Genomic DNA, 19,815 nt, shown 5'->3' on the forward strand with positions numbered 1-19,815 from the left:
CCATGTCTGTTCGCCTCATCCTTGTAGGGCCGCCCGGAGCGGGCAAGGGTACCCAAGCTGACCTCCTGTGCGAATCACTGGGCATCCCGCCTATTTCTACCGGCGCCATTTTCCGCAGTCACGCCAGTTCGGGCGATGAGCTGGGGAAGATGGCCGAGTCCTTCACCTCCCGTGGCGAACTGGTCCCCGATTCGGTGACCAACAAGATGGTGGCCGCCCGCCTTGCTCAGCCGGATGCCGCCGGCGGGTTTCTTCTGGACGGCTATCCGCGCAACCTTCCCCAGGTTGCCGCCTTGGACGCCATATTGGAAGATGCCGGCACGCACGTTGATGCCGTGTTGAGTTTGATTGCCGACGACGACGAAGTGGTCCAGCGTCTCCTCGGACGCGCGGCTTCCGAGGGGCGCGTTGACGATACGGAAGATGTGATCCGCCATCGCATTGAGCTCTACCATGGCCAGACAGAGCCCCTGCTTGCGGTGTACCGCGAGCGAGGAATCCTTGTGGAAGTTCCCGGCATGGGCACCATCGAAGAGGTTGCCGCCAACGTGCAATCCGAACTGAAAGCGTTTCTCAGTAAGTAATGTCCCGTAAGGAAAAGATCCAATACAAGTCCCACGTCGAGGTCCTCAAGATGAGGACGGCTGGCTTGGTTGTTGCCGATATCCACGCCGCTTTGCGCGCTGAGGTGCGTCCCGGCATGACAACAGCTGATGCCGATGCGATTGCCGCCCGAGTGCTAGACAAGGCCGGATCGAGATCCAACTTCTTGGGCTACTACGGATATCCCGGCCACATCTGCACTTCCGTGAACGAGGTGATCGTGCACGGGATTCCGGGTGAGCGAGTCCTTGAGCCGGGCGATATCGTGTCCTTCGATTGCGGGGCAGTGGTGGATGGCTGGCACGGTGACGCCGCCATCTCCATGGTGATCCCGGGTGGCCAGGCACGCCTGACCGAGCGGCGCCAACGGCTGAGCGACTGGACCAAGGAGTGTATGTGGCGCGGCATTGCGGCTGCCGCCACCGGCTCGCACGTGGGTGACATCGGTAGGGCGATGGATGACTTCGTCGTCGGCCTTAAAGAAGAAACTCCCGGAATCGTTGAAGAATACGTAGGCCACGGCATCGGAACCGCGATGCACATGGCACCGGACGTGCCCAACTACCGCACGCGCGGCCATCTGGAGAAGCTGAAGCCGGGCATGGTGCTCTGTATCGAACCGATGCTGACCGCTGGCTCTCCGGACAACGTGACGCTTGACGACGATTGGACCGTGGTGACGCTCGATGGAAGCGATGCCTGCCATTGGGAACACGAAGTAGCGATTCATGAGCGCGGGATCTGGGTACTGAGCGCCCCGGACGGGGGAGCTGAGGGGCTCGCGCCCTATGGCGTCACCCCGGTGCCCTTAGGGTGATCGGTTCCACCAGTTTTCGCCTTTCCTGTGCCGTTTTGGGCATGTACTATTGATTCTCGGTACGCCATGCCCACGGCAAGGCGTATGTGGCTTCTCACAACCCGGTGAGAGGTTGCCCATTGTGAGCGAGGGTTATGGCGAAGAAGGAAGGCGTCATCGAGGTTGAGGGCAGCGTTGTAGAAGCGCTCCCGAACGCGATGTTCCGCGTCGAGCTGGAGAACGGGCACGTTGTGCTTGCCCACATCTCCGGGAAGATGCGTCAGCACTACATCAAGATCCTGCCGGAGGATCGAGTGGTTGTGGAACTTACTCCATACGATCTCAACCGCGGCCGGATCGTGTACCGCTATAAGTGAGCCCCAATTGCAACGCCCGCCTAGCGGCAAGGAAGATAAGCAATGAAAGTCAAGCCCAGCGTTAAGAGGATCTGCGACAACTGCAAGGTTATCCGCCGGCACGGTCGCGTCATGGTCATCTGCGACAACCCGCGGCACAAGCAGCGTCAGGGTTAAGTAACGCGGCGGGGGAACCCGCCAACCACGCACTGCACACATACCCTCGGTCCGAAGGCCGAGGCCCGGCCCGAGAGTCCGGGAAGGCAGTGCTCCACACCTTCGGACCTACAACAGGAGCTAAGAAATTGGCACGTCTCTCAGGCGTTGACCTCCCCCGTGAAAAGCGGGTAGAGATTGCGCTTACATACATTTATGGCATTGGCCGCACCCGTGCGGATGAAACCTTGGCCGCCACGGGCGTGAGCCCGGACGTCCGCGTCAAGGATCTCACCGAGGATGATCTGGTTAAGCTCAAGAACCACATCGACGAAAACTACAAGGTAGAAGGCGATCTTCGCCGCGAAGTGCAGGCAGATATTCGTCGCAAGATTGAAATCGGCTGCTATCAGGGCATCCGGCATCGCCGCGGACTGCCCGTCCATGGCCAGCGCACTAAGACCAACGCGCGTACCCGCAAGGGTCCCAAGCGCACGGTAGCTGGCAAGAAGAAGGCCAAGTAGGCCCGTCGAGAGTTTGAAGAGAAAGTAGATCATGCCAGCAAAGACTCGTCAGGCGTCAGGCGCACGCCGCCCACGCCGCAAGGAGCGTCGGAACATTGCTGTGGGTCAGGCCCACATCAAGTCCACGTTCAACAACACCATCGTGTCCATCACCGATCCCACCGGAGCTGTCATCGCACAGTGCTCCTCCGGTCAGGTTGGGTTCAAGGGTTCACGTAAGTCAACCCCGTACGCCGCTCAGCTCGCTGCTGAGAACGCCGCACGTACCGCGATGGATCACGGAATGAAGAAGGTTGACGTTTTCGTCAAGGGCCCAGGCTCTGGCCGCGAAACCGCCATCCGATCTCTCACCGCATCCGGCCTCGAAGTTACCTCGATCTCCGATGTGACTCCTCAGGCTCACAACGGCTGCCGCCCGCCAAAGCGCCGCCGCGTGTGACCATTCCGGCCTTCTGGCCGATCCCTCCCGCAGTCAAGATGGCTGCTGGAACTGTTGGGCATCAAATAGTGGGTGCCCGCTGAAAGGAAAGAATCTTGCTGATCGCACAGCGTCCCGTCCTCACTGAGGAACAGGTATCTGATACACGCTCGAAGTTCGTCCTCGAGCCGTTGGAGCCAGGGTTTGGCTACACACTTGGCAACTCGATGCGCCGCACACTGCTTTCGTCCATCCCGGGCGCGGCAGTGACCTCCGTGCGTATCGATGGCGTTCTTCACGAGTTCTCCACGATTGCTGGAGTTAAGGAAGACGTTGCCGAAATCATCCTGAACCTCAAGGAGCTTGTTGTCTCCTCTGAGCAGGATGAGCCGGTCCTCATGTACCTGCGCAAGCAGGGCCCATGCGAAGTAACCGCAGCTGACATCACCCCGCCTGCGGGCGTGGAGATCCACAACCCAGATCTGCACATTGCCACTCTCAATGAGAAGGGCAAGATTGAGGTAGATCTGACTGTGGAGCGCGGCCGTGGCTACGTTTCCGCACTGCAGAACAAGGGCGCAGAAGATGAGATCGGGCGCATCCCGATCGATTCGATCTACTCCCCAGTTCTCAAGGTCTCTTACAAGGTTGAGGCCACCCGCGTTGAACAGCGCACCGATTTCGATCGGCTAGTTGTGGACGTTGAGGTCAAGCCGTCAACCACCGCGCGTGATGCACTCGCTTCCGCCGGTAAGACCCTTGTTGAGCTGTTCGGCCTGTGCGTTGACCTCAACAATGAGGCCGAAGGCATCGAGATTGGTCCAGCCCCCGTGGTGGAGACCCAGTCCTCCGATCTTCTTCGCCCCATCGAGATTCTCAACCTTCCAGCCCGTTCCAAGAACTGCTTGCAGCGCGAGGGTATTCATACCATTGGTGAACTGGTCCAGCGCTCTGAGGCTGACCTGCTCGATATCCGTAACTTCGGCGCAAAGTCGATTGAAGACGTCAAGGATGAGCTCGCGAAGCTCGATCTGCGGCCCAAGGATTCCCCAGCGGGTTACATCGCCAACTACGGCGATGAGAGCTACTCGATGCAGTTCAGCGACGATTCGCAGGCCTGAGGCCCGCACACTTCATAGGAGACATGTACTATGCCTAAGCCCAAGAAGGGCGCGCGACTGGGTGGTTCTGCCGCCCACCAGCGCCACATTATTGCCAATATGTGCAAGGCGCTCATTGAGCACAAATCGGTGACCACCACCGAAGCCAAAGCAAAGCTTGTCCAGCCCCATATGGAAAAGCTCATCACTAAGGCGAAGAAGGGCGATACCGCTAACCGCCGCCAAGCACTCCGTGTGCTTCGCGATCGCGAAAGCGCCTACGTCCTCTTCGAGGAACTCGCTCCTCTGTTCTCAGAGCGCGAGGGTGGCTACACCCGCATCGTCAAGATCGGCCCGCGCCGCGGAGATAACTCTCCGATGGCCGTCCTGTCGCTCGTGACTGAGAAGGTTTCGCCCAAGCAGGCTGCCGTTGCTGAGGCCGAGTCCGCCGCCAAGAAGGCAGCGACCCTGACCGAAGAGCCCGTAGCAGAAGAGTCCGCTGAGGACGTTTCCGCTGAATCGGCATCTTCCGCTTCTGCGGCATCGGCTGAGTCCGCCGCGTCAGCAGACGAGGCCAAGTAAGGCAAACAGCAACGGGGTTGACGCCCCGCAAGGCTGGTGAAGGGGAGGGCGGAACACCGCAGTGTGTTCCGCCCTCCCCTTCCCGTATCTTCACGTTGCTCAGTCGGGCAGGTCCCAGTGATCGTTTTCGGTGCTCAAGGGTAGGGTGCGCTCGGGGCTTGCCATGTCCCAGGCGCGCACGCCTCCGTTCATGCCGGCGGCGTTGGGTACGAAGATCACGTTATCTCCGAGTTTGCCGCGTACTGACAGGACGATGCGTGCGGAGTTGCCGCCTCCTAGATACAGCTTGTCCCACCGGAACACGGGCCACAGTGATTCGATGGCCTTGAGCACGCGGCGTGACCACGCGGTGTCTCCGAGCCGGATGCGTTCGGCTTCACCGATCACATCGTCGTAGGTGAGGCCCCAGCGCATGGGAGCGTGTGAGATCTCCAGATGCGGGGCGAGTGTGCCGTTATCGATCAAGGCGGTGCCAAGTCCTGTGCCTAGGGTGACCATGAGTTCGATACCTTCACCGGAGGCAACACCGGCGGCGGCCACTTCGGCGTCGTTCAAAACAAGCGTCGGAACCCCGAACTGATCCTCAAGAACCTTCGAAAGGCTCAAGTTTTCCCATGCGGAGGCTAGCTCCGGAACAATCTTGGTGTGCGGGCCCGCTTTGCGGATGTAATGCGGCGTGTACACCACAACCCCGTGGCGAATCATGCCGGGCATCCCGAGTGTGACGCGTTCGAAGCCTTCCACGTTCGCCGCGTGCTTCTTGACGATCCCCATGAGATCCTCGGGGGGCAGCGGATAGCGCAGGGCTGTGCGCTGTGCGTGGCCAATTTGAAAACCCGCCCTATCGAGCAAGCTGGTTTTGATACCACCGCCGCCACAATCAACCGCGAGGGTGCGGAGCTTTGGGGAGGAGCCATCGGTGTGGGACACTGCGTTCATGAGTTTGACCGTAGCGCATTTGGAACGCGTCCGCCTAGATCTGGCCTATGACGGCAGCGGGTTTCACGGCTGGGCCGCCCAACCCGGCCTGCGGACAGTGGAGGGTGTGCTCTCCGATGCGCTGGCTACGCTCTTTCGCGAGTCCGTGGCGCTGACGGTTGCCGGGCGCACCGATGCCGGCGTTCATGCACGCGGCCAGGTGGTGCACGTGGACGTCCCGCAGGATGTGCTGGCCGCGATGCCGGGGCGCTCCGATAGTGAGCCGTGCGTGGCCCTCCTGCGGCGCCTGAACGCCTTGCTGGCACGCAGCTGCGATGGACCCAAAGGCTCATCTGACGTGGTGGTGTACCGCGCGGCGGTCGTGCCGGAGGAGTTTGATGCGAGGTTTTCGGCGCTCAGGCGCACCTACACGTATCGCGTATGTGATGAGCCGGAGTGCTTCGATCCGCTCAGGCGCCACGATGTGCTGTGGGTGACGGACCGGCTGAACGTGCCAGCAATGAACCGGGCGGCTGCCGAATTGCTGGGGGAGCATGACTTCATCTCCTACTGCAAGCCGCGCGAGGGCGCCACCACCGTGCGCGAGCTACAACGGTTGGATGCGGTACGCCGCGATAACCTTGTGGAGATCACTGCCACGGCAGATGCCTTCTGCCACTCCATGGTGCGTACTCTCGTAGGTTCGCTGCTCAAAGTGGGCAGTGGGGCGCGCGACGAGGGCTGGCCGCGCAGGCGCCTCGATGAACGCCTGCGCAACGGGGAAGTGATCGTTGCTCCGCCCCATCCGCTGACGCTCCAACGCGTGGACTACCCGGGCCGCGGCGAACTAGCTGCGCGCGCCGCCCAGACCCGACACGTCCGCGGGGCGTGTGGCTGCTAGAGATGTGGCCAACTCCATGCACCCATTCTTTTGACCGCGCATGCGCTAGCAACTATTCTTGAATCTTGTTGTGCACACTGCATATTCGGTGTAATCCCACTCGCCGGTGCAGAGTCCAACAATTGACCCTTATCCTCTGGGACGCAATGCTTCAATTTCGCGTCCCTACAACGAGAAACGAAGGCTACGCCCGTGCGCACGTATTCACCGAAGCCAGGCGACGTCGATACCAAGTGGTACATCATTGATGCCACCGATGTTGTCCTAGGCCGACTGGCAGCTCAGGTTGCCACCCTGCTCCGTGGGAAGCATAAGCCGACCTTCGCACCGCACGCCGACGGTGGCGATTACGTCATCGTCGTGAACGCAGAAAAGATTGCGTTGACCGGAAGCAAGCGCGAACAGAAGTTCGCCTATCGCCACTCCGGTTTCCCCGGCGGTCTGAAGGCCACCTCATACACCGAGCTGCTCGCCTCCAATCCAGAATTGGCTATGGAGAAGGCAGTTGCAGGAATGCTCCCGAAGAACACCCTCGGACGCCAGCAGCTTGCAAAGCTGAAGGTATACCGCGGCAGTGAGCATCCACACAAGGCCCAGCAGCCTGAGCCCTACACGCTCAAAAAGATTGCTCAGTGAGCCTTCCCGGAACAGGACGATTAAACAATGGCTGAGACCACAATTGATACCGAGCTGGACGAAGATTTCGCCGGCTCTTACACCTCTGAGAGCGAAGCTGCCCAGACCGGTCAGGGTGCATCCCTGACCGCCCCGGGACAGGCTCTTGGCCGCCGCAAGCAGGCCATCGCTCGTGTTCGTCTAGTCCCCGGTAGCGGGGAATGGAAGATCAACGGACGCTCCCTCGAGGATTACTTCCCGAACAAGCTGCATCGCCAGCTTGTCAACGATCCCTTCACGCTTCTTGATCTGGAAGGCCGCTTCGACGTTGTTGCTCGCATCAACGGCGGTGGCATCTCCGGTCAGGCTGGCGCGCTTCGCTTGGGCATTGCCCGCGCTCTGAACGAGATTGATCGCGATAACAATCGCGCCGCTCTCAAGAAGGCCGGCTTCCTGACCCGCGATGCTCGCGCTGTTGAGCGCAAGAAGGCTGGACTCAAGAAGGCCCGCAAGGCCTCGCAGTTCTCCAAGCGCTGAGTTTTTCACGCGCTATACGAGGGGCTCTTCGGAGCCCCTCGTTTTTTGCGCTCGGCCCAATCGCCACGGCGATGAGCGCTCACCGCTCCGGGGTGACATAATCAGTGGGTAACAGCTTCCGAGGAGGAATACATGCCCCGCTTGTTCGGCACCGATGGCGTCCGTGGCTTGGCCAACAAAGAGGTCACCGCAAATCTTGCACTTTCGCTAGGGGACGCGGCAGCCCGCGTCCTCACAAAGGAGACAGCACCCGGCCACCGGCCGCACGCGGTGATCGCCCGCGATACGCGAGTATCGGGAGCCATGCTGGCTCAGGCAGTAGCGGCCGGACTGGCGAGCGCCGGCATCGATGTGGATCACGTGGACGTGCTCCCCACACCGGGACTGGCGTTCTTGACTGCGGACGATGACGTGGATCTTGGCGTTGTGATCTCCGCATCGCACAACCCAATGCAGGATAACGGCATCAAGTTCTTTGCTCGCGGGGGCTTCAAGCTAGAGGATTCGCTTGAGGATGAGATTGAGGCGCTTCTTGGCAAGAACTGGACCCGCCCAACTGGCGAGGGCGTTGGCATGATCACAAGCGCCACCCAGCAGGCGGACGAGGCCTATATCCGCCACCTCGTTGGATCAATTTCCACCCCACTGGATTCGCTGAAGATCGTGGTGGATTGCGCGAACGGCGCCACATCGGCCGTTGCCCCAGAGGCTCTGCGCCGCGCTGGCGCACAGGTGGTGGTCATCAACGCGGAGCCCGACGGCTACAACATCAACCTTCACTGCGGCTCCACGCACCCGGAGCAGCTCCAAAGCGCGGTGGTGGAACACGGAGCAGATTTTGGTGTGGCCTTCGATGGTGACGCGGATCGTTGCCTCGCCGTGGATGCGCAGGGCACCTTGGTGGACGGCGATCAGATCATGGGAATGCTGGCCATCGCCCTCAAAGAAGAGGGAAAGCTGGAGCACAACACGCTGGTTGTTACCGTCATGTCCAACCTGGGCCTCATCTTGGCGATGAACGCGGAAGGCATCGAGACTGTCCAGACGGGCGTGGGGGACCGCTACGTTCTCGAAGCGATGCGCGCCGGAGGCTTCGTGCTGGGCGGGGAGCAGTCCGGCCACATTATTTCCTTGGAGCACGCCACCACAGGAGACGGCACGCTCACCTCCCTCCTGCTGGCCGAACGCGTGGTGCGCTCCGGTAAGCCGCTGGCTGAGCTTGCCTCGGTTGTCACGCGCCTGCCGCAAACCCTCATCAACGTTCCCAATGTGGATAAGCGCGCCGCCGCCAAGGATACGGGCCTAGCCGAGGCCGTGGCCGCCGCCGAACTCAAGCTTGGCGCAACGGGCCGCGTGCTGCTGCGCCCCTCCGGCACGGAGCCGCTCGTGCGCGTGATGGTAGAAGCGGCTACCCAAGAAGAAGCAGATGCCGTGGCCGGTGAACTGGCGGGAGTGGTCAAGGAACGCCTCTCGCTCAGCTAATCGCGGGGAAGGTACATGCGGGAGGGGCTTCGCCGTCGTCGTCTTTTTTGACGACGACGGGACCCTACAACTTGCGCAACAACACTTCGGAAATGGAATGGTCCGGGCCCTTGCGCAACACGACGTCTGCGCGCGAACGGGTGGGCTCGATGTTCTCGATCAGGTTGGGAAGATTGACGGTGGTCCACACGTTATCGGCGTAGGCGGCCAGCTCATGATCGGGCATGAACGCCAACTTGTAGAAGTAGGCATCAGGCTGGGTGAAGGCGAGCTTGCGGAGCTTGAAGATGCGCTCCAGATACCAGCGCTGGATATCGCCAGCGGTGGCGTCCACGTAAATGGACAGATCGAAGAAATCCGAGACGGCTAACAGATCGTTCGTGGAGGCCCGGCGCGGGGGCTGGAGGACGTTCAATCCCTCAACGATGAGGATATCGGGATGATTGACGGCCTGTTCGGCTCCGGGAACGATGTCATAGGTGATGTGGTCATACACTGGGGCGCTCACGCTGTCCACGCCGGCCTTGACCTGCTTGAGGAAATTGATCAGCGCGGGGCGATCGTAGGATTCGGGGAATCCCTTGCGGGACATGATCCCGCGTTCCTCCAAGACGGCGTTGGGGAACAGGAAACCGTCCGTGGTGACCAGCTCAACCTTGGGGGTTGCGGGCCAGCGGCGCAACAACTCGCGAAGAAGGCGGGAGGTTGTGGATTTGCCAACGGCCACGGAACCGGCCACCGCAATCACGAAGGGCGTACGCCGCTCGTGTAGCCCAAGGAACTCGGACGTGCGGGTGTGAAGGCGGCCAACTTCGGCCGTATACATCTGCAGAAGGGCGGAAAGCGGCCGGTAGATGGCGTCCGCCTCAGCAAGGTCAATCGGGTCACCAAGGGCAGAAAGCCGGCGAATATCGCTATGGGTGAGTGGCAACGGCGTGGATTGGGCTAGGGCGCTCCACTGTTCGTGCGAGAAACTCAGCACATGATTCGCGGCTTCCATATTCACCAACTTTACGGGGTGTTGGCGCGCCGTGCCCGCCCTGCTCGCAAATCTCGCCAGTGTGTTAGCCGCTGGGGGCGATGTGACCGCTAGAATGTGGGCATGTGCGGAATCGTTGGATACGTTGGGCCGAGCGCCCCCTCAACCAGACCACTTGACGTTGTACTAGAGGGCCTGTCCCGGCTCGAATACCGCGGCTATGATTCGGCGGGTGTTGCCTTAGCCGGAGAAAACGGGATGCATGTGGCCAAACGGGCCGGCCGCCTCGATAACCTTCGCGACGAGCTGGCCAAGCACCCGGCGCCCCCGGCAACGGCCGCTATTGGACACACGCGGTGGGCAACCCACGGCGGGCCAACCGATACGAACGCTCACCCACACGTGAGCTTTGATGGCCGGGTGGCCGTGGTGCACAACGGCATTATTGAAAACTACCGGGAGCTGGCTGATGAACTGGCCGATCGCGGCATTACGCTCACCTCCCAAACGGACACGGAAATAGCGGCTCATCATCTGGCCCTTGAGCTCGCGGGCGGCGGGGATCTGTTGGCGGCCATGTGCGCGCTGGCGCGCCGCCTTGAGGGATCATTCACGCTGGTGGCGATGGATGGCGAGCGTCCGGATGCGATCGTAGCGGCCCGCCGCAACTCACCGCTCGTGGTGGGGCTGGGAGATGGCGAAAACTTCCTCGGATCGGATGTTGCGGCGTTTGTGGGCCAAACCCGGCGCGCGATGGAACTGGGGCAGGACCGCATCGTGCGTGTGAGCGCGGACGGCGTGGAGGTTGTTGACTTTGATGGGGCGGCGCAAGAGGGCCGGCCGTTTGAGGTGGACTGGGACGTGAACGCCGCCGTGAAGGGCGGATATGACACGTTCATGGACAAGGAGATCCATGAGGAGCCCACCGCCGTGGCCGAAACCCTGCGTGGGCGCACATCACCGGCTGGACGCCTCATGCTGGACGAGATGCGCATTGGCGAATCCGTGCTGCGCTCGATTGACAAGATCATTGTGGTGGCCTGTGGAACGGCGTCCTATGCCGGGCACGTGGCCAAGTACGCGATCGAACATTGGTGCCGTATCCCAGTGGAGGTAGAGCTGGCCCACGAGTTCCGTTACCGCGATCCTGTGGTGAATGAGAAAACGCTGGTTGTTGCCATCTCCCAATCCGGGGAAACGATGGACACGCTGATGGCCATCCGCCACGCCCGCGAACAGGGATCGAAGGTACTGGCCATCGTCAACACTCACGGCTCCACGATCGCCCGCGAATCTGATGCCGTGCTGTACACCCACGCTGGGCCAGAGGTGGCGGTAGCCTCCACGAAGGCGTTCATCGCTCAGATCACGGCGTGCTACCTGCTGGGCCTGTACTTGGCGGAGCTGCGCGGCAACAAGTATGAGGATGAGGTGGCCACCTACCTTGAGGAGCTCGGCAAGATGCCAGGGCGCATCGAGGAGGTGCTCGAATCCGAGGAGGACATCCGCGAATTCGCGCGTTCCCTGGAGGATGCGAACTCCGTGTTGTTCTTGGGACGGCACGTGGGCTTCCCCGTGGCACTTGAAGGGGCGCTCAAGCTCAAGGAGCTGGCCTACATCCATGCGGAGGGCTTCGCCGCTGGCGAGCTCAAGCACGGTCCGATCGCGCTGATCGAACAGGATCTTCCCGTGTTCGTGATCGTGCCAACCCCGCGCCGCCCGCTCCTGCACTCCAAGGTGATCTCGAACCTGCAGGAAGTCCGCGCACGCGGGGCCCGCGCCATCGCGATCGCCGAAGAGGGCGATACAGAAGCCAGCGCATACGCCGAAAAGGTGTTCTGGGTTCCGCGCACTACCCCCACGCTCATGATGCCGCTGGTGACCGTTGTGCCCCTGCAGATCTTCGCGAGCGAGCTGGCGCGCGTTAAGGGATACGATGTTGATAAGCCGCGAAACCTCGCCAAATCGGTGACGGTGGAGTAGCGGACAATCCGGAGTACATCCGGGAGAAGAATCGGGTGAAGGATGCTACGCGCCTACAGAAGTGATGATATTCGCCAGGCGGAAGAGCCGCTGCTGGAACGCGGCGAACCGCTCATGGACAAGGCGGCCGGGGCTCTGGCCACTGAGACGCTGCGCCGTGTGCGCGCCGGCGGGAACCGGGTGCCGGGCACGGTCGTACTCGGGCTGGTTGGCACCGGTAACAACGGCGGCGATGTCCTGTACTCCTTGGCACGTTTGGCGCGCCGGGGGATGAGCGCGTGCGCAATTCTGGCTGGGCGGCCGCATTCCGGTGGGTTTGCGGCGGCACAGCGGGCCGGGGTTCGTTTCCCGGACGTTGGACAGTTGCGCACGCTTGCCGAGCGCGCGGACGTGTGGATAGACGGGCTTGTGGGAATCGGGGCGCGTGGGCCGTTGCGCGATCCGGCCCTCGAGATTGTTCGCGAGTTAGAGGACGTCCGGGCGGGTATGCCCGCCGAACCGCTAGTTATCGCAGCGGACGTTCCGTCCGGAATTGGGGCCGACGACGGCGTGGTGGCAGGCCTCGCCCTTCACGCCAACGTGACCGTGACAATGGGGGCGGTCAAGCCCGGACTTGTCCTTGATCCTGGCCGGCGCTATGCGGGCGAGATTGTTCAGGTGCCGCTTGGGCTTGAGGAGTTCCTGCCGAGCGAACCCGCCCTGCTTTCGGTGGCAGGAACCGATATTGCGGACATGTGGGACGTTCCCGGGCCCGATTCGCATAAGTACACTCGCGGCGTTGTTGGGGTGATGACCGGATCGGTGCGGTTCCCGGGCGCTGCGCTTTTGTCCACGAGCGCCGCACTTGGCGGCGGGGCTGGCATGGTGCGCTACGCCGGGCCGCGGGAGGTGGCGCGGCTGGTGGTGAGCCACCATCCCGAGGTTGTGACGGATCTGGGACGGGTTCAGGCGTGGGTTCTGGGCTCAGGTGTGGATATGGATGTGCCGGAGGCCGCCAGTGAAGTGGCCAGAAGGCTCCAGGAGGCCGTGACCGAAGGCATCCCGGTTGTGCTGGACGCCGGGGCTATTGCGCTGTTGGGTACGTTGGACGTTCCCTCCACCGTGGTGATCACGCCGCATGCCGGCGAGCTAGCTGAACTGCTGGCCGCGCGCGGGGAGGCGATGAGCCGCGAGGAGATCGTGGCGGCGCCCAGCAAGGCGGCGCGTCTGGCGGCCACCCTGACGGGCGCCACCGTGCTTCTCAAGGGATCCGTTGATGTGGCGTGCGCGCCCGACGATCCGCTGTGGGCACAGGGCGGGGCCGCCGGCTGGCGTGCCACCGCTGGGGCCGGTGACGTTCTGGCCGGTTTGCTCGGGTCCGTTTTAGCCCAATGGGGCGATGAGCTGGCCGATCTGGGCAAGGGACATGGAATCCCTGCGCGGTTGGCGGCTGCCGCAAGCTATATTCATGGGCGGGCGGCAGCCATTGCCTACGGCAGTGGCCAGCCCATCGTTGCCAGCCAGATTGCTAGCGCGATTCCACAAGCTATCGGAGAGGCACTGGCGCACCGGTGAATGAACTTTTTCCTGCGCGGGCAGATATTGATCTGGATGCAATCGCGGCCAACCTTGGGGTAGTACGTGAGGCAGTCGATGGCCAGAAGCTGATGGGCGTGGTCAAGGCCGATGCCTACGGGCACGGGCGGGCCGAGTGTGCGGGGGCACTCGTGAGCGCCGGTGTGGACTATCTGGGTGTTGCTCAGGTGGCCGAGGCCGTGGCGCTGAGGGATGACGTGGGCCCCGAGCCCGCAATCCTGTCATGGATTTATGCACCGGGTGCGGATCTGCGCGAAGCGCTCGCGGCGGGGATCGAGCTGTCCGTTGGGGCGTTCTGGGCGATTGAGCAGGTTGCGGACGCGGCACGTGCTGTGGGCGCGACGGCTAAGGTTCACCTCAAAGTGGATACAGGGATGGCGCGCGGGGGCTTCAACCTGTGGGACCTAGCCGAGGCGGCGAAAGATGTTCGGGCGCTCGTGGCTGAAGGCGTTGTTGTGTTGCAAGGACTGTGGAGCCACCTAGCGCGGGCTGACGATGTGGAGTGCGGGCTCACCGAGATCCAAGTGGACCGGTTCGAGCAGGCGCGGGCCATCGTCAAGGATGCGGGGCTGTCCCCGGTGCTGTGTCACCTAGCTGCTTCGGGCGGTGCGCTCTGGCATCCGGGTGCCAGATATGACATGGTGCGCCCGGGAATTGTCCTGTATGGGCTTTCTCCCAATCCCGACTACCGAACGGCATCCCAGATTGGCCTCAAGGCTGCGATGACTCTCAGTGCGGACCTGATCGTGGATCGCGAGGTGCCCGGTGGCACTGGGGTCTCCTACGGGCACACCGCTCACACGGAGGGGCGGACCCGGCTGGGAGTTGTGCCGCTCGGGTATGCGGACGGGATTGACCGCAAGGCATCCAATGCGGCGCCGCTGGTGATTTCTGGTGAGCGAACTCAGATCATGGGGCGCGTGTGCATGGATCAATTTGTGGTGCGATTGCCCGATGAGGTGCGCGCGGGCGATCGCGCGTGGCTGTTCGGGGATGCTGGGCAAGGGTTGCCCACCGCGGATGATTGGGCTGGCGTGATGGGAACCATTGGTTACGAAGTGGTCACGCGCCTTGGGGCGCGCGTGCCACGGCGTTATCATGGCGAAGGCTAACAGGAGGAAAGTATGGAGCTAACGGTTGCCGAAGCTGATGATATGCGCCACCTCGGAGAGGTCCTTGGCGGGCTGCTTCGCGGAGGAGATCTGGTGATGCTGGACGGGCCTTTGGGGGCTGGGAAAACCACGCTGACTCAGGGCATTGCCCAAGGGATGGATGTGGCGGGGCGCGTTGCCTCACCAACCTTTGTCATTGCGCAGGTTCATCATCCGCGGCCGGGAACCGATGGGCCGGACTTGGTGCACGTTGATGCCTACAGGCTGACGTCCTTGGATGAACTGGACGCGCTTGATCTTGACGCCTCTCTCGAAGAATCCGCCACCGTTGTGGAATGGGGCGAAGGCAAGGTGGAAGTGCTCACTGATGATCGCCTGATCCTGACGATCGTTAGGCCCGAGGGCTCCCAAGAGGGTGACGAGGTAGAAGATCTTTCCGTTGATGCCCCTCGAACGGTGATCGTCACGTCCTCGGGTTCTAGGTCCAGCGAGCTCGCTGCCCAGCTTCAGGACGCTTTGTGAGATTGACACGGTGGGTGTTGGGGCTTCTCTTGGTCTTTGTTGGTGCGGGACTAGGAGCGTCACCGGCGGCAGCTCAAACCGAGGGGGCCGAGGAATGGTTCGAGAACTCGGCCGCGAATGTTGTTCGTTCCCACGCTGGAGAAGAGCTTCCCAACTTGTCATCTGACCAGGTAGCCGATTTGACGGTGGGTGAACCGGTTCAGGCTGTCTCTTTCACAGATCAAGTCGAGGCCTACGATCAATCGAACCTCTGGGTGGCACCGATACTTGTTGATGATGAACCTGTTGGCACCGTTGCCACTCAGTTTGTCTCGGGTGAATCGGAGCGCGAAGAGATCACGGATGATACGCGGTTTTCCGAAGCTCTCGTCTCCCTGCCCGAGGACTTGCGTGTGGTGGTGGAACCGCGGCTCGGAGGAAGCGCCTATATGGGTGGCTGGTTCCTCGTAGGAGAAACGGTCAGCCCGATGGATCCCGTGGCGCGGTCAGTGCTTGCCGGTGAGGTACCGATCACCACGTTCAATGACATTCGAAGCGATCTTCTCTCCTCCGAAGTGGTGTCGGAGGAGACTCCCGAAGCTGAGGAAGAAACATTCTCTCCTATGGGAATCTTGCGGACGGTTGCCATCGTGATCGTGGCTCTTTTGATCGTGGTGGGGGTGCTCGTGTGGTTGCGGCGCGACCTGACGGACAGCCAGAGCGCAAAGAATCATCAGCCGACATCCCGTCCAACCACCACAACCGATGAGGTCAAAGTACTTGCGCGCCCACAGCGTAGATCGAAACGAGAAGAGAAGAAGAATGAAGATTCTGACGATTGATACCTCAGACCGCTCGGTGGTGGGCTTGGCAGAGGCCGATGGCGATATTCGCACCATCAGGTGCGATGTGTCTGAGGATTCGCGCCATCACGCCGAAACTCTGACGCCTATGGTTCAGGCGGTGCTAGGCGGTGTACGCCCAGAAGCAATCGTTGCGGGAACCGGTCCTGCTGCGTTCACCGGCCTGCGGGCCGGACTGGTGACGGCGCGGACCTTGGCACGGGCATGGGACGTTCCCCTCTACGGCGTCTCCTCCCTTGAGGCGCTAGCACTGGCCGGAAGTAGGCTCGGCTACAACAACGTCGTGTCTGTGATTGACGCCCGCCGCAAGGAACTGTTTGTTCTGCGGGCGCGCCCCATGAGTGGCGACGACGTGGAGATTCTGGACGGCCCGCGCATCCTTAAGCCGGCCGAGCTTCCTGATCTCCTCGCGGCTGTGCCCGGCCAGCTCGTAACCTCTCGGGGCGGCCTGTATCCGGAGCTTGATGCGGCCGAGCTTGTGCAGTGCAGGCCGGAGGTGATGGCTGCGCTCGCGCTCTCACATCTGGCGCGCAGCCAAGCCGGTGAAGAGATCGATCTTGGAACCGAGCCGCAGTACCTCCGCCGCCCAGACATCCACGGGGTGCCAGCCGCCCAGTGAGAGAATTCCTGACCCCACAGCCCTCGTGGGCAAAGCGATGCGCAGTTTTCGATCTGAGAGTCTTCGGCCGCGAGGCGTGGCCGCTGGCCCTCTGGGAACACGAGCTCGCGTCTGAGTTCGCGGCCTACCGGGCGCTCGTACGTGAGGGGATTTCTGCCATGCCGGAGATCCTCGCGTTGGGAGGGGTCTCCTATGGGCCGGACGCCGAAATTCTCACTCTCGGGGTGAGCGAGGCGGAGCGAGGCAAGGGGATGGGCGCAGCTCTGCTCGACGAACTTATCGGTATCGCCTGGGCGAGCGGCGCTGAACAGATCTTCCTTGAGGTTCGTGCCGGTGGTGCCCCCGCCCAACACCTATACCGATCGCGCGGCTTCGAAACAGTTGGCGAACGTCCCGGTTATTATCACGGGGAGGACGCCCTCATCATGAATGTACAACGGGAGTACACTAGTTCCTCGTGAGCATTACTATCCTTGGCATTGAAACCTCGTGTGATGAAACCGGAATCGCCGTAGTTCGCGATGGGGAACTACTGGCCGATGTCACGGCTACCTCCATGGACGAATACGCACGCTACGGTGGCATCATCCCCGAAATTGCCTCGCGTGCGCACCTGCAAACGATGGTTCCTACGCTGGATGCAGCGCTGGACAAGGCCGGAGTCACCTTAGGTGAGATCGACGCGGTGGCCGTGACGGCTGGCCCCGGGCTCATCGGTTCGCTCACCGTTGGAGTGTCCGCAGCCAAAGCACTCGCACTGGCACTGGATAAGCCGCTCTACGGCATTAACCACATCATCGGACACCTGTGCGTGGATGAGCTGGTCGATGGCCCGTTCCCCGATCATTTCATTGGTCTTGTAGTTTCTGGCGGCCATTCCTCCATCCTTCGCGTGGGCAACATTGCCACCGATGTGGAGGAGCTCGGCGGGACATTGGACGATGCCGCCGGAGAGGCCTTCGATAAGGTGGGGCGCCTGCTGGGCTTGCCCTATCCCGGTGGCCCTCACATTGATCGCCTGTCCAAAGAAGGTGACCGCGAGGCCATCCGTTTCCCGCGCGGGCTCACCGCAGGTAAGGACAAGGTGCGCCACGCATACGATTTCTCCTTCTCCGGTCTGAAAACTGCCGTGGCTCGCTACGTTGAGGGCCTTGAATCTCGCGGCGAAGAGGTCCCGACGGCCGATGTTGCTGCAGGTTTTAGTGAGGCCATCAATGATGTCCTGACGATGAAGGCCCTGAATGCCTGCGAGACGTTTGGGTATGACACGCTTGTTGTAGGCGGCGGTTTCTCCGCCAACTCTCGCCTGCGTGAGCTCGCGGCAGAGCGCGCTGCGGAGCGTGGTATTACTGTACGCATCCCTCCGATCCGTTACTGCACGGATAACGGTGCCATGGTGGCCTCCCTCGGCTGGGAACTGGTGCGCAACGGCGTGGAGCCATCTGGTTTGGGCATCACAGTGGATACCGGGATGGACCTCAACAAGATCGTCATGACCGCCGTGTAGTAAAGGACAGCCATGATCGCCGGAATTGGCACCGACATCGTTGATATCCCCTCTTTCGAGGAGCAACTCTCCCAACCAGGGTCGCGGTTTGATCGCGTGTTTACCGCGCGTGAGAGGCGCATAGCCGCTGGACGCGCCGATTCCCACGCCGTTCCCGGAACCTCAGGCAATCGCGCCTCCCATCTGGCCGCACGGTGGGCCGCCAAGGAAGCCTTCGTGAAGGCGTGGAGCGGCGGCCTTTATGGAAAGCCGCCCGTCATTGATGGCGATACGGTGTGGTCCTCTATCGAGATCGTCAGTGACCAGTGGCAGCGCCCATGTATATCGCTGCATGGAGAGGTGGCCGCCGCCGTGTCCCAGACCATGGGGCCTGTGGTGATCCACGTGTCCATGTCCCACGATGGTCCGGTTGCCTGTGCCACCGTACTGATCGAATACGTGGAGTAAACCCCGATTCGGGGAGTGGGGCTAGCTCTCGCGGGTGGCGAGAATCGCTCGGTGCCTGCCGGCAACTGGCGTCAAGATGAGCACGGCGGCCTCGCCCTTCCTCTTTTTCAAGCCCAGCTTCCTCCGGAAATCATCGGGAGTCACGTCCGTGCCGCGTTTCTTGATCTCCAGTTGGCCAATTGATTCCCGTTGCAGTACTTTCTTGACCGCTTTTGCGTCCATGGGAAGAACCTCACGCACTCGGAATGCGCTCAGTAGGTTGCTCTGGACCCGTTCGCCGGTCAGATAGGCGATGCCGTGGGAAACTGGCGCGAGATCCAACTGATCCGCCAGCCGCTCGATGCCTCCAGCACGGATGATCGCGGGATCGGGTTCGTACAGGTACGGCCCCAGCTTCCTCGGTTTGATGGCTCTGATAGGAACGTTTGGTGGTCCATATTCGGCTTCGAACGTGATGGTTTCGCCATCTTTGAGGATCACGGCGCTACGCCCGGGAGTGGTTGCCGCTGTGCCGGTCCAGATCACGGCTTCCACTAATTCCCGGTTCACACTGACCCACTGGACGTGTGCGTGCTCAGGAAGGTATTCGTAGGCGATGCCAGGTGCAACCTTGATGCCCGCCGCGGGGAACTCATGGGCCAGCTTGAGCGCCTGAGAGAGCTTCGGCTGCCATTCCTCCGGATCCTTGAGGCGCTGTCCGCTGGCGGTGCGTCTAGCCGGATCGAGCCACACGGCATCGGCGCCGAATCCGTGAAGATTGACGCTCCGTCCATCCGCTTCGATCACCGCGGCCTCCGGGAATGGGTGGAGATTTGCGGTGGCTGCAATGGCCGTTTCGGGATCCTGTTCGATAGCTGTCACGCGTAAGCCCAGCCCCGAGAAGGCGAGTGAATCCGCTCCAATGCCGCAGCCCAGATCGATGACGTGGTGGGAATTGGCCTTCCGGAGGCGCTGGACGTGACGAGCGGCAACACTCAACCGCGTTGCTTGTTCCAACCCTGCCGCGGTGAACACCATGTTGTTGGCGAATTCTCCGAACTTCTCCTCTCCCTTGACACGGAGCCGCGATTGGGTGAGGGCTGCCGCAACAAGTTCAGGGCTGTAACCGGCCTCGCGCAGCCGTGCAGTGAGGCTAAGTACCTGCTTTTCCTCGTAGGGTGGGATAAGCCCGAGGAGTTTCTGGCCGTCCGGAGAAACGAGTTGGGCAAGCGTTGAAGAATCCACGCGGCTATTCTCTCATG

The 19,815-nt window shown here is 61.8% G+C and carries 24 protein-coding genes; 21 read left to right on the forward strand and 3 right to left on the reverse strand.

Annotation, left to right across the window (positions count from 1 at the left end; translation table 11 throughout):
• Positions 1-2: 2 nt before the first annotated feature.
• The 8 genes from ACTHV6_RS01640 (at position 3) to rplQ (ending at position 4,535) form a co-directional block, all read left to right on the forward strand.
• Positions 3-584 (forward strand): adenylate kinase, encoded by a 582-nt coding sequence (locus tag ACTHV6_RS01640; RefSeq protein ID WP_441385518.1) that lies wholly within the window; start codon positions 3-5, stop codon positions 582-584.
• Positions 584-1,420: a type I methionyl aminopeptidase gene (gene map, locus ACTHV6_RS01645; protein WP_441385519.1), complete on the forward strand. Its 837-nt coding sequence runs from the start codon at positions 584-586 to the stop codon at positions 1,418-1,420. Before ACTHV6_RS01640 ends, map begins: the two co-directional genes overlap by 1 nt.
• A gap of 134 nt (positions 1,421-1,554) precedes the next feature.
• Positions 1,555-1,776: a translation initiation factor IF-1 gene (infA, locus tag ACTHV6_RS01650; protein ID WP_441385520.1), complete on the forward strand. Its 222-nt coding sequence runs from the start codon at positions 1,555-1,557 to the stop codon at positions 1,774-1,776.
• Positions 1,777-1,818: 42 nt separating this feature from the next.
• Complete coding sequence (rpmJ, locus tag ACTHV6_RS01655) at positions 1,819-1,932, forward strand: 50S ribosomal protein L36 (RefSeq protein WP_013170544.1); 114 nt, start codon at positions 1,819-1,821, stop codon at positions 1,930-1,932.
• A gap of 128 nt (positions 1,933-2,060) precedes the next feature.
• Positions 2,061-2,435: a 30S ribosomal protein S13 gene (rpsM, locus tag ACTHV6_RS01660; protein WP_441385521.1), complete on the forward strand. Its 375-nt coding sequence runs from the start codon at positions 2,061-2,063 to the stop codon at positions 2,433-2,435.
• A 31-nt stretch (positions 2,436-2,466) separates the two neighbouring features.
• A complete protein-coding gene (rpsK, locus tag ACTHV6_RS01665) occupies positions 2,467-2,874 on the forward strand; it encodes a 30S ribosomal protein S11 (RefSeq protein ID WP_441385522.1) in 408 nt (135 codons plus the stop codon).
• Between the two features lie 95 nt (positions 2,875-2,969).
• Positions 2,970-3,974 carry a DNA-directed RNA polymerase subunit alpha gene (locus ACTHV6_RS01670; protein WP_441385523.1) on the forward strand — a complete coding sequence of 335 codons (1,005 nt, stop codon included), beginning with the start codon at positions 2,970-2,972 and terminating at the stop codon, positions 3,972-3,974.
• 30 nt (positions 3,975-4,004) lie between these two features.
• Complete coding sequence (gene rplQ / locus ACTHV6_RS01675) at positions 4,005-4,535, forward strand: 50S ribosomal protein L17 (RefSeq protein ID WP_441385524.1); 531 nt, start codon at positions 4,005-4,007, stop codon at positions 4,533-4,535.
• A 99-nt stretch (positions 4,536-4,634) separates the two neighbouring features.
• Here rplQ and ACTHV6_RS01680 read toward each other — a convergent pair whose 3' ends face one another.
• Entirely contained in the window at positions 4,635-5,474 is an 840-nt protein-coding gene (locus ACTHV6_RS01680) for an ROK family protein (protein ID WP_441385525.1), read from the reverse strand.
• Between ACTHV6_RS01680 and truA the strand changes: the two genes are divergently transcribed.
• The 4 genes from truA to glmM all read left to right on the forward strand — a co-directional run bounded on the left by truA (position 5,473) and on the right by glmM (position 8,988).
• A complete protein-coding gene (gene truA / locus ACTHV6_RS01685; RefSeq protein WP_441385526.1) occupies positions 5,473-6,354 on the forward strand; it encodes a tRNA pseudouridine(38-40) synthase TruA in 882 nt (293 codons plus the stop codon). The genes ACTHV6_RS01680 and truA overlap by 2 nt on opposite strands.
• Positions 6,355-6,546: 192 nt before the next feature.
• A complete protein-coding gene (rplM, locus tag ACTHV6_RS01690; RefSeq protein WP_441385527.1) occupies positions 6,547-6,990 on the forward strand; it encodes a 50S ribosomal protein L13 in 444 nt (147 codons plus the stop codon).
• A 27-nt stretch (positions 6,991-7,017) separates the two neighbouring features.
• Complete coding sequence (rpsI, locus tag ACTHV6_RS01695) at positions 7,018-7,506, forward strand: 30S ribosomal protein S9 (protein WP_441385528.1); 489 nt, start codon at positions 7,018-7,020, stop codon at positions 7,504-7,506.
• A gap of 132 nt (positions 7,507-7,638) precedes the next feature.
• Positions 7,639-8,988, forward strand: a complete 1,350-nt coding sequence (gene glmM / locus ACTHV6_RS01700; protein WP_441385529.1) for a phosphoglucosamine mutase — start codon at positions 7,639-7,641, stop codon at positions 8,986-8,988.
• A 64-nt stretch (positions 8,989-9,052) separates the two neighbouring features.
• On the opposite strand, the gene coaA is transcribed toward glmM, so the two are convergent.
• Positions 9,053-9,988: a type I pantothenate kinase gene (coaA, locus tag ACTHV6_RS01705; RefSeq protein WP_441385530.1), complete on the reverse strand. Its 936-nt coding sequence runs from the start codon at positions 9,986-9,988 to the stop codon at positions 9,053-9,055.
• Between the two features lie 102 nt (positions 9,989-10,090).
• Here coaA and glmS point away from each other — a divergent pair, with 102 nt between their 5' ends.
• From glmS to acpS, 9 genes are read left to right on the forward strand one after another with little or no spacing between them, the layout of a single operon-like run.
• Positions 10,091-11,950, forward strand: a complete 1,860-nt coding sequence (gene glmS / locus ACTHV6_RS01710) for a glutamine--fructose-6-phosphate transaminase (isomerizing) (protein WP_441385531.1) — start codon at positions 10,091-10,093, stop codon at positions 11,948-11,950.
• Between the two features lie 42 nt (positions 11,951-11,992).
• Positions 11,993-13,504 carry a bifunctional ADP-dependent NAD(P)H-hydrate dehydratase/NAD(P)H-hydrate epimerase gene (locus tag ACTHV6_RS01715; protein ID WP_441385532.1) on the forward strand — a complete coding sequence of 504 codons (1,512 nt, stop codon included), beginning with the start codon at positions 11,993-11,995 and terminating at the stop codon, positions 13,502-13,504.
• The gene (alr, locus tag ACTHV6_RS01720) at positions 13,501-14,637 is read left to right on the forward strand and encodes an alanine racemase (RefSeq protein ID WP_441385533.1); all 1,137 of its coding nucleotides are present in this window, start codon (positions 13,501-13,503) and stop codon (positions 14,635-14,637) included. The genes ACTHV6_RS01715 and alr overlap by 4 nt, the downstream gene beginning before the upstream one ends.
• 12 nt (positions 14,638-14,649) lie before the next feature.
• Positions 14,650-15,159, forward strand: a complete 510-nt coding sequence (gene tsaE / locus ACTHV6_RS01725; RefSeq protein ID WP_441385534.1) for a tRNA (adenosine(37)-N6)-threonylcarbamoyltransferase complex ATPase subunit type 1 TsaE — start codon at positions 14,650-14,652, stop codon at positions 15,157-15,159.
• On the forward strand, positions 15,156-15,980 hold the full coding sequence (locus ACTHV6_RS01730) for a hypothetical protein (protein WP_441385535.1): 825 nt from the start codon (positions 15,156-15,158) through the stop codon (positions 15,978-15,980). The genes tsaE and ACTHV6_RS01730 overlap by 4 nt, the downstream gene beginning before the upstream one ends.
• Positions 15,961-16,620: a tRNA (adenosine(37)-N6)-threonylcarbamoyltransferase complex dimerization subunit type 1 TsaB gene (gene tsaB / locus ACTHV6_RS01735; RefSeq protein ID WP_441385536.1), complete on the forward strand. Its 660-nt coding sequence runs from the start codon at positions 15,961-15,963 to the stop codon at positions 16,618-16,620. The genes ACTHV6_RS01730 and tsaB overlap by 20 nt, the downstream gene beginning before the upstream one ends.
• Positions 16,617-17,081, forward strand: coding sequence for a GNAT family N-acetyltransferase (locus ACTHV6_RS01740; RefSeq protein ID WP_441385537.1), 465 nt, complete (start codon positions 16,617-16,619; stop codon positions 17,079-17,081). Before tsaB ends, ACTHV6_RS01740 begins: the two co-directional genes overlap by 4 nt.
• On the forward strand, positions 17,078-18,127 hold the full coding sequence (gene tsaD, locus ACTHV6_RS01745; protein ID WP_441385538.1) for a tRNA (adenosine(37)-N6)-threonylcarbamoyltransferase complex transferase subunit TsaD: 1,050 nt from the start codon (positions 17,078-17,080) through the stop codon (positions 18,125-18,127). The genes ACTHV6_RS01740 and tsaD overlap by 4 nt, the downstream gene beginning before the upstream one ends.
• A 12-nt stretch (positions 18,128-18,139) precedes the next feature.
• Positions 18,140-18,574 (forward strand): holo-ACP synthase AcpS, encoded by a 435-nt coding sequence (gene acpS, locus ACTHV6_RS01750; protein WP_441385539.1) that lies wholly within the window; start codon positions 18,140-18,142, stop codon positions 18,572-18,574.
• Between the two features lie 21 nt (positions 18,575-18,595).
• Here the strand turns inward: acpS and ACTHV6_RS01755 are convergent, their stop codons facing one another.
• Positions 18,596-19,798 (reverse strand): class I SAM-dependent methyltransferase, encoded by a 1,203-nt coding sequence (locus tag ACTHV6_RS01755; RefSeq protein WP_441385540.1) that lies wholly within the window; start codon positions 19,796-19,798, stop codon positions 18,596-18,598.
• Between the last annotated feature and the right edge of the window lie 17 nt (positions 19,799-19,815).

It is taken from the genome of Ancrocorticia sp. (assembly GCF_052089425.1).
Classification (GTDB): Bacteria; Actinomycetota; Actinomycetes; order Actinomycetales; family Actinomycetaceae; genus Ancrocorticia.

Bases quoted from the DNA above. Each gene is read 5' to 3' on its own strand.
- ACTHV6_RS01640 (WP_441385518.1), top strand. From the start codon at position 3: ATGTCTGTTCGCCTCATCCTTGTAGGGCCGCCCGGAGCGGGCAAGGGT.
- map (WP_441385519.1), top strand. From the start codon at position 584: ATGTCCCGTAAGGAAAAGATCCAATACAAGTCCCACGTCGAGGTCCTC.
- infA (WP_441385520.1), top strand. From the start codon at position 1,555: ATGGCGAAGAAGGAAGGCGTCATCGAGGTTGAGGGCAGCGTTGTAGAA.
- rpmJ (WP_013170544.1), top strand. From the start codon at position 1,819: ATGAAAGTCAAGCCCAGCGTTAAGAGGATCTGCGACAACTGCAAGGTT.
- rpsK (WP_441385522.1), top strand. From the start codon at position 2,467: ATGCCAGCAAAGACTCGTCAGGCGTCAGGCGCACGCCGCCCACGCCGC.
- rplQ (WP_441385524.1), top strand. From the start codon at position 4,005: ATGCCTAAGCCCAAGAAGGGCGCGCGACTGGGTGGTTCTGCCGCCCAC.
- truA (WP_441385526.1), top strand. From the start codon at position 5,473: ATGAGTTTGACCGTAGCGCATTTGGAACGCGTCCGCCTAGATCTGGCC.
- ACTHV6_RS01680 (WP_441385525.1), bottom strand. From the start codon at position 5,474: ATGAACGCAGTGTCCCACACCGATGGCTCCTCCCCAAAGCTCCGCACC.
- rpsI (WP_441385528.1), top strand. From the start codon at position 7,018: ATGGCTGAGACCACAATTGATACCGAGCTGGACGAAGATTTCGCCGGC.
- glmM (WP_441385529.1), top strand. From the start codon at position 7,639: ATGCCCCGCTTGTTCGGCACCGATGGCGTCCGTGGCTTGGCCAACAAA.
- coaA (WP_441385530.1), bottom strand. From the start codon at position 9,988: ATGGAAGCCGCGAATCATGTGCTGAGTTTCTCGCACGAACAGTGGAGC.
- glmS (WP_441385531.1), top strand. From the start codon at position 10,091: ATGTGCGGAATCGTTGGATACGTTGGGCCGAGCGCCCCCTCAACCAGA.
- ACTHV6_RS01715 (WP_441385532.1), top strand. From the start codon at position 11,993: ATGCTACGCGCCTACAGAAGTGATGATATTCGCCAGGCGGAAGAGCCG.
- tsaE (WP_441385534.1), top strand. From the start codon at position 14,650: ATGGAGCTAACGGTTGCCGAAGCTGATGATATGCGCCACCTCGGAGAG.
- tsaB (WP_441385536.1), top strand. From the start codon at position 15,961: ATGAAGATTCTGACGATTGATACCTCAGACCGCTCGGTGGTGGGCTTG.
- acpS (WP_441385539.1), top strand. From the start codon at position 18,140: ATGATCGCCGGAATTGGCACCGACATCGTTGATATCCCCTCTTTCGAG.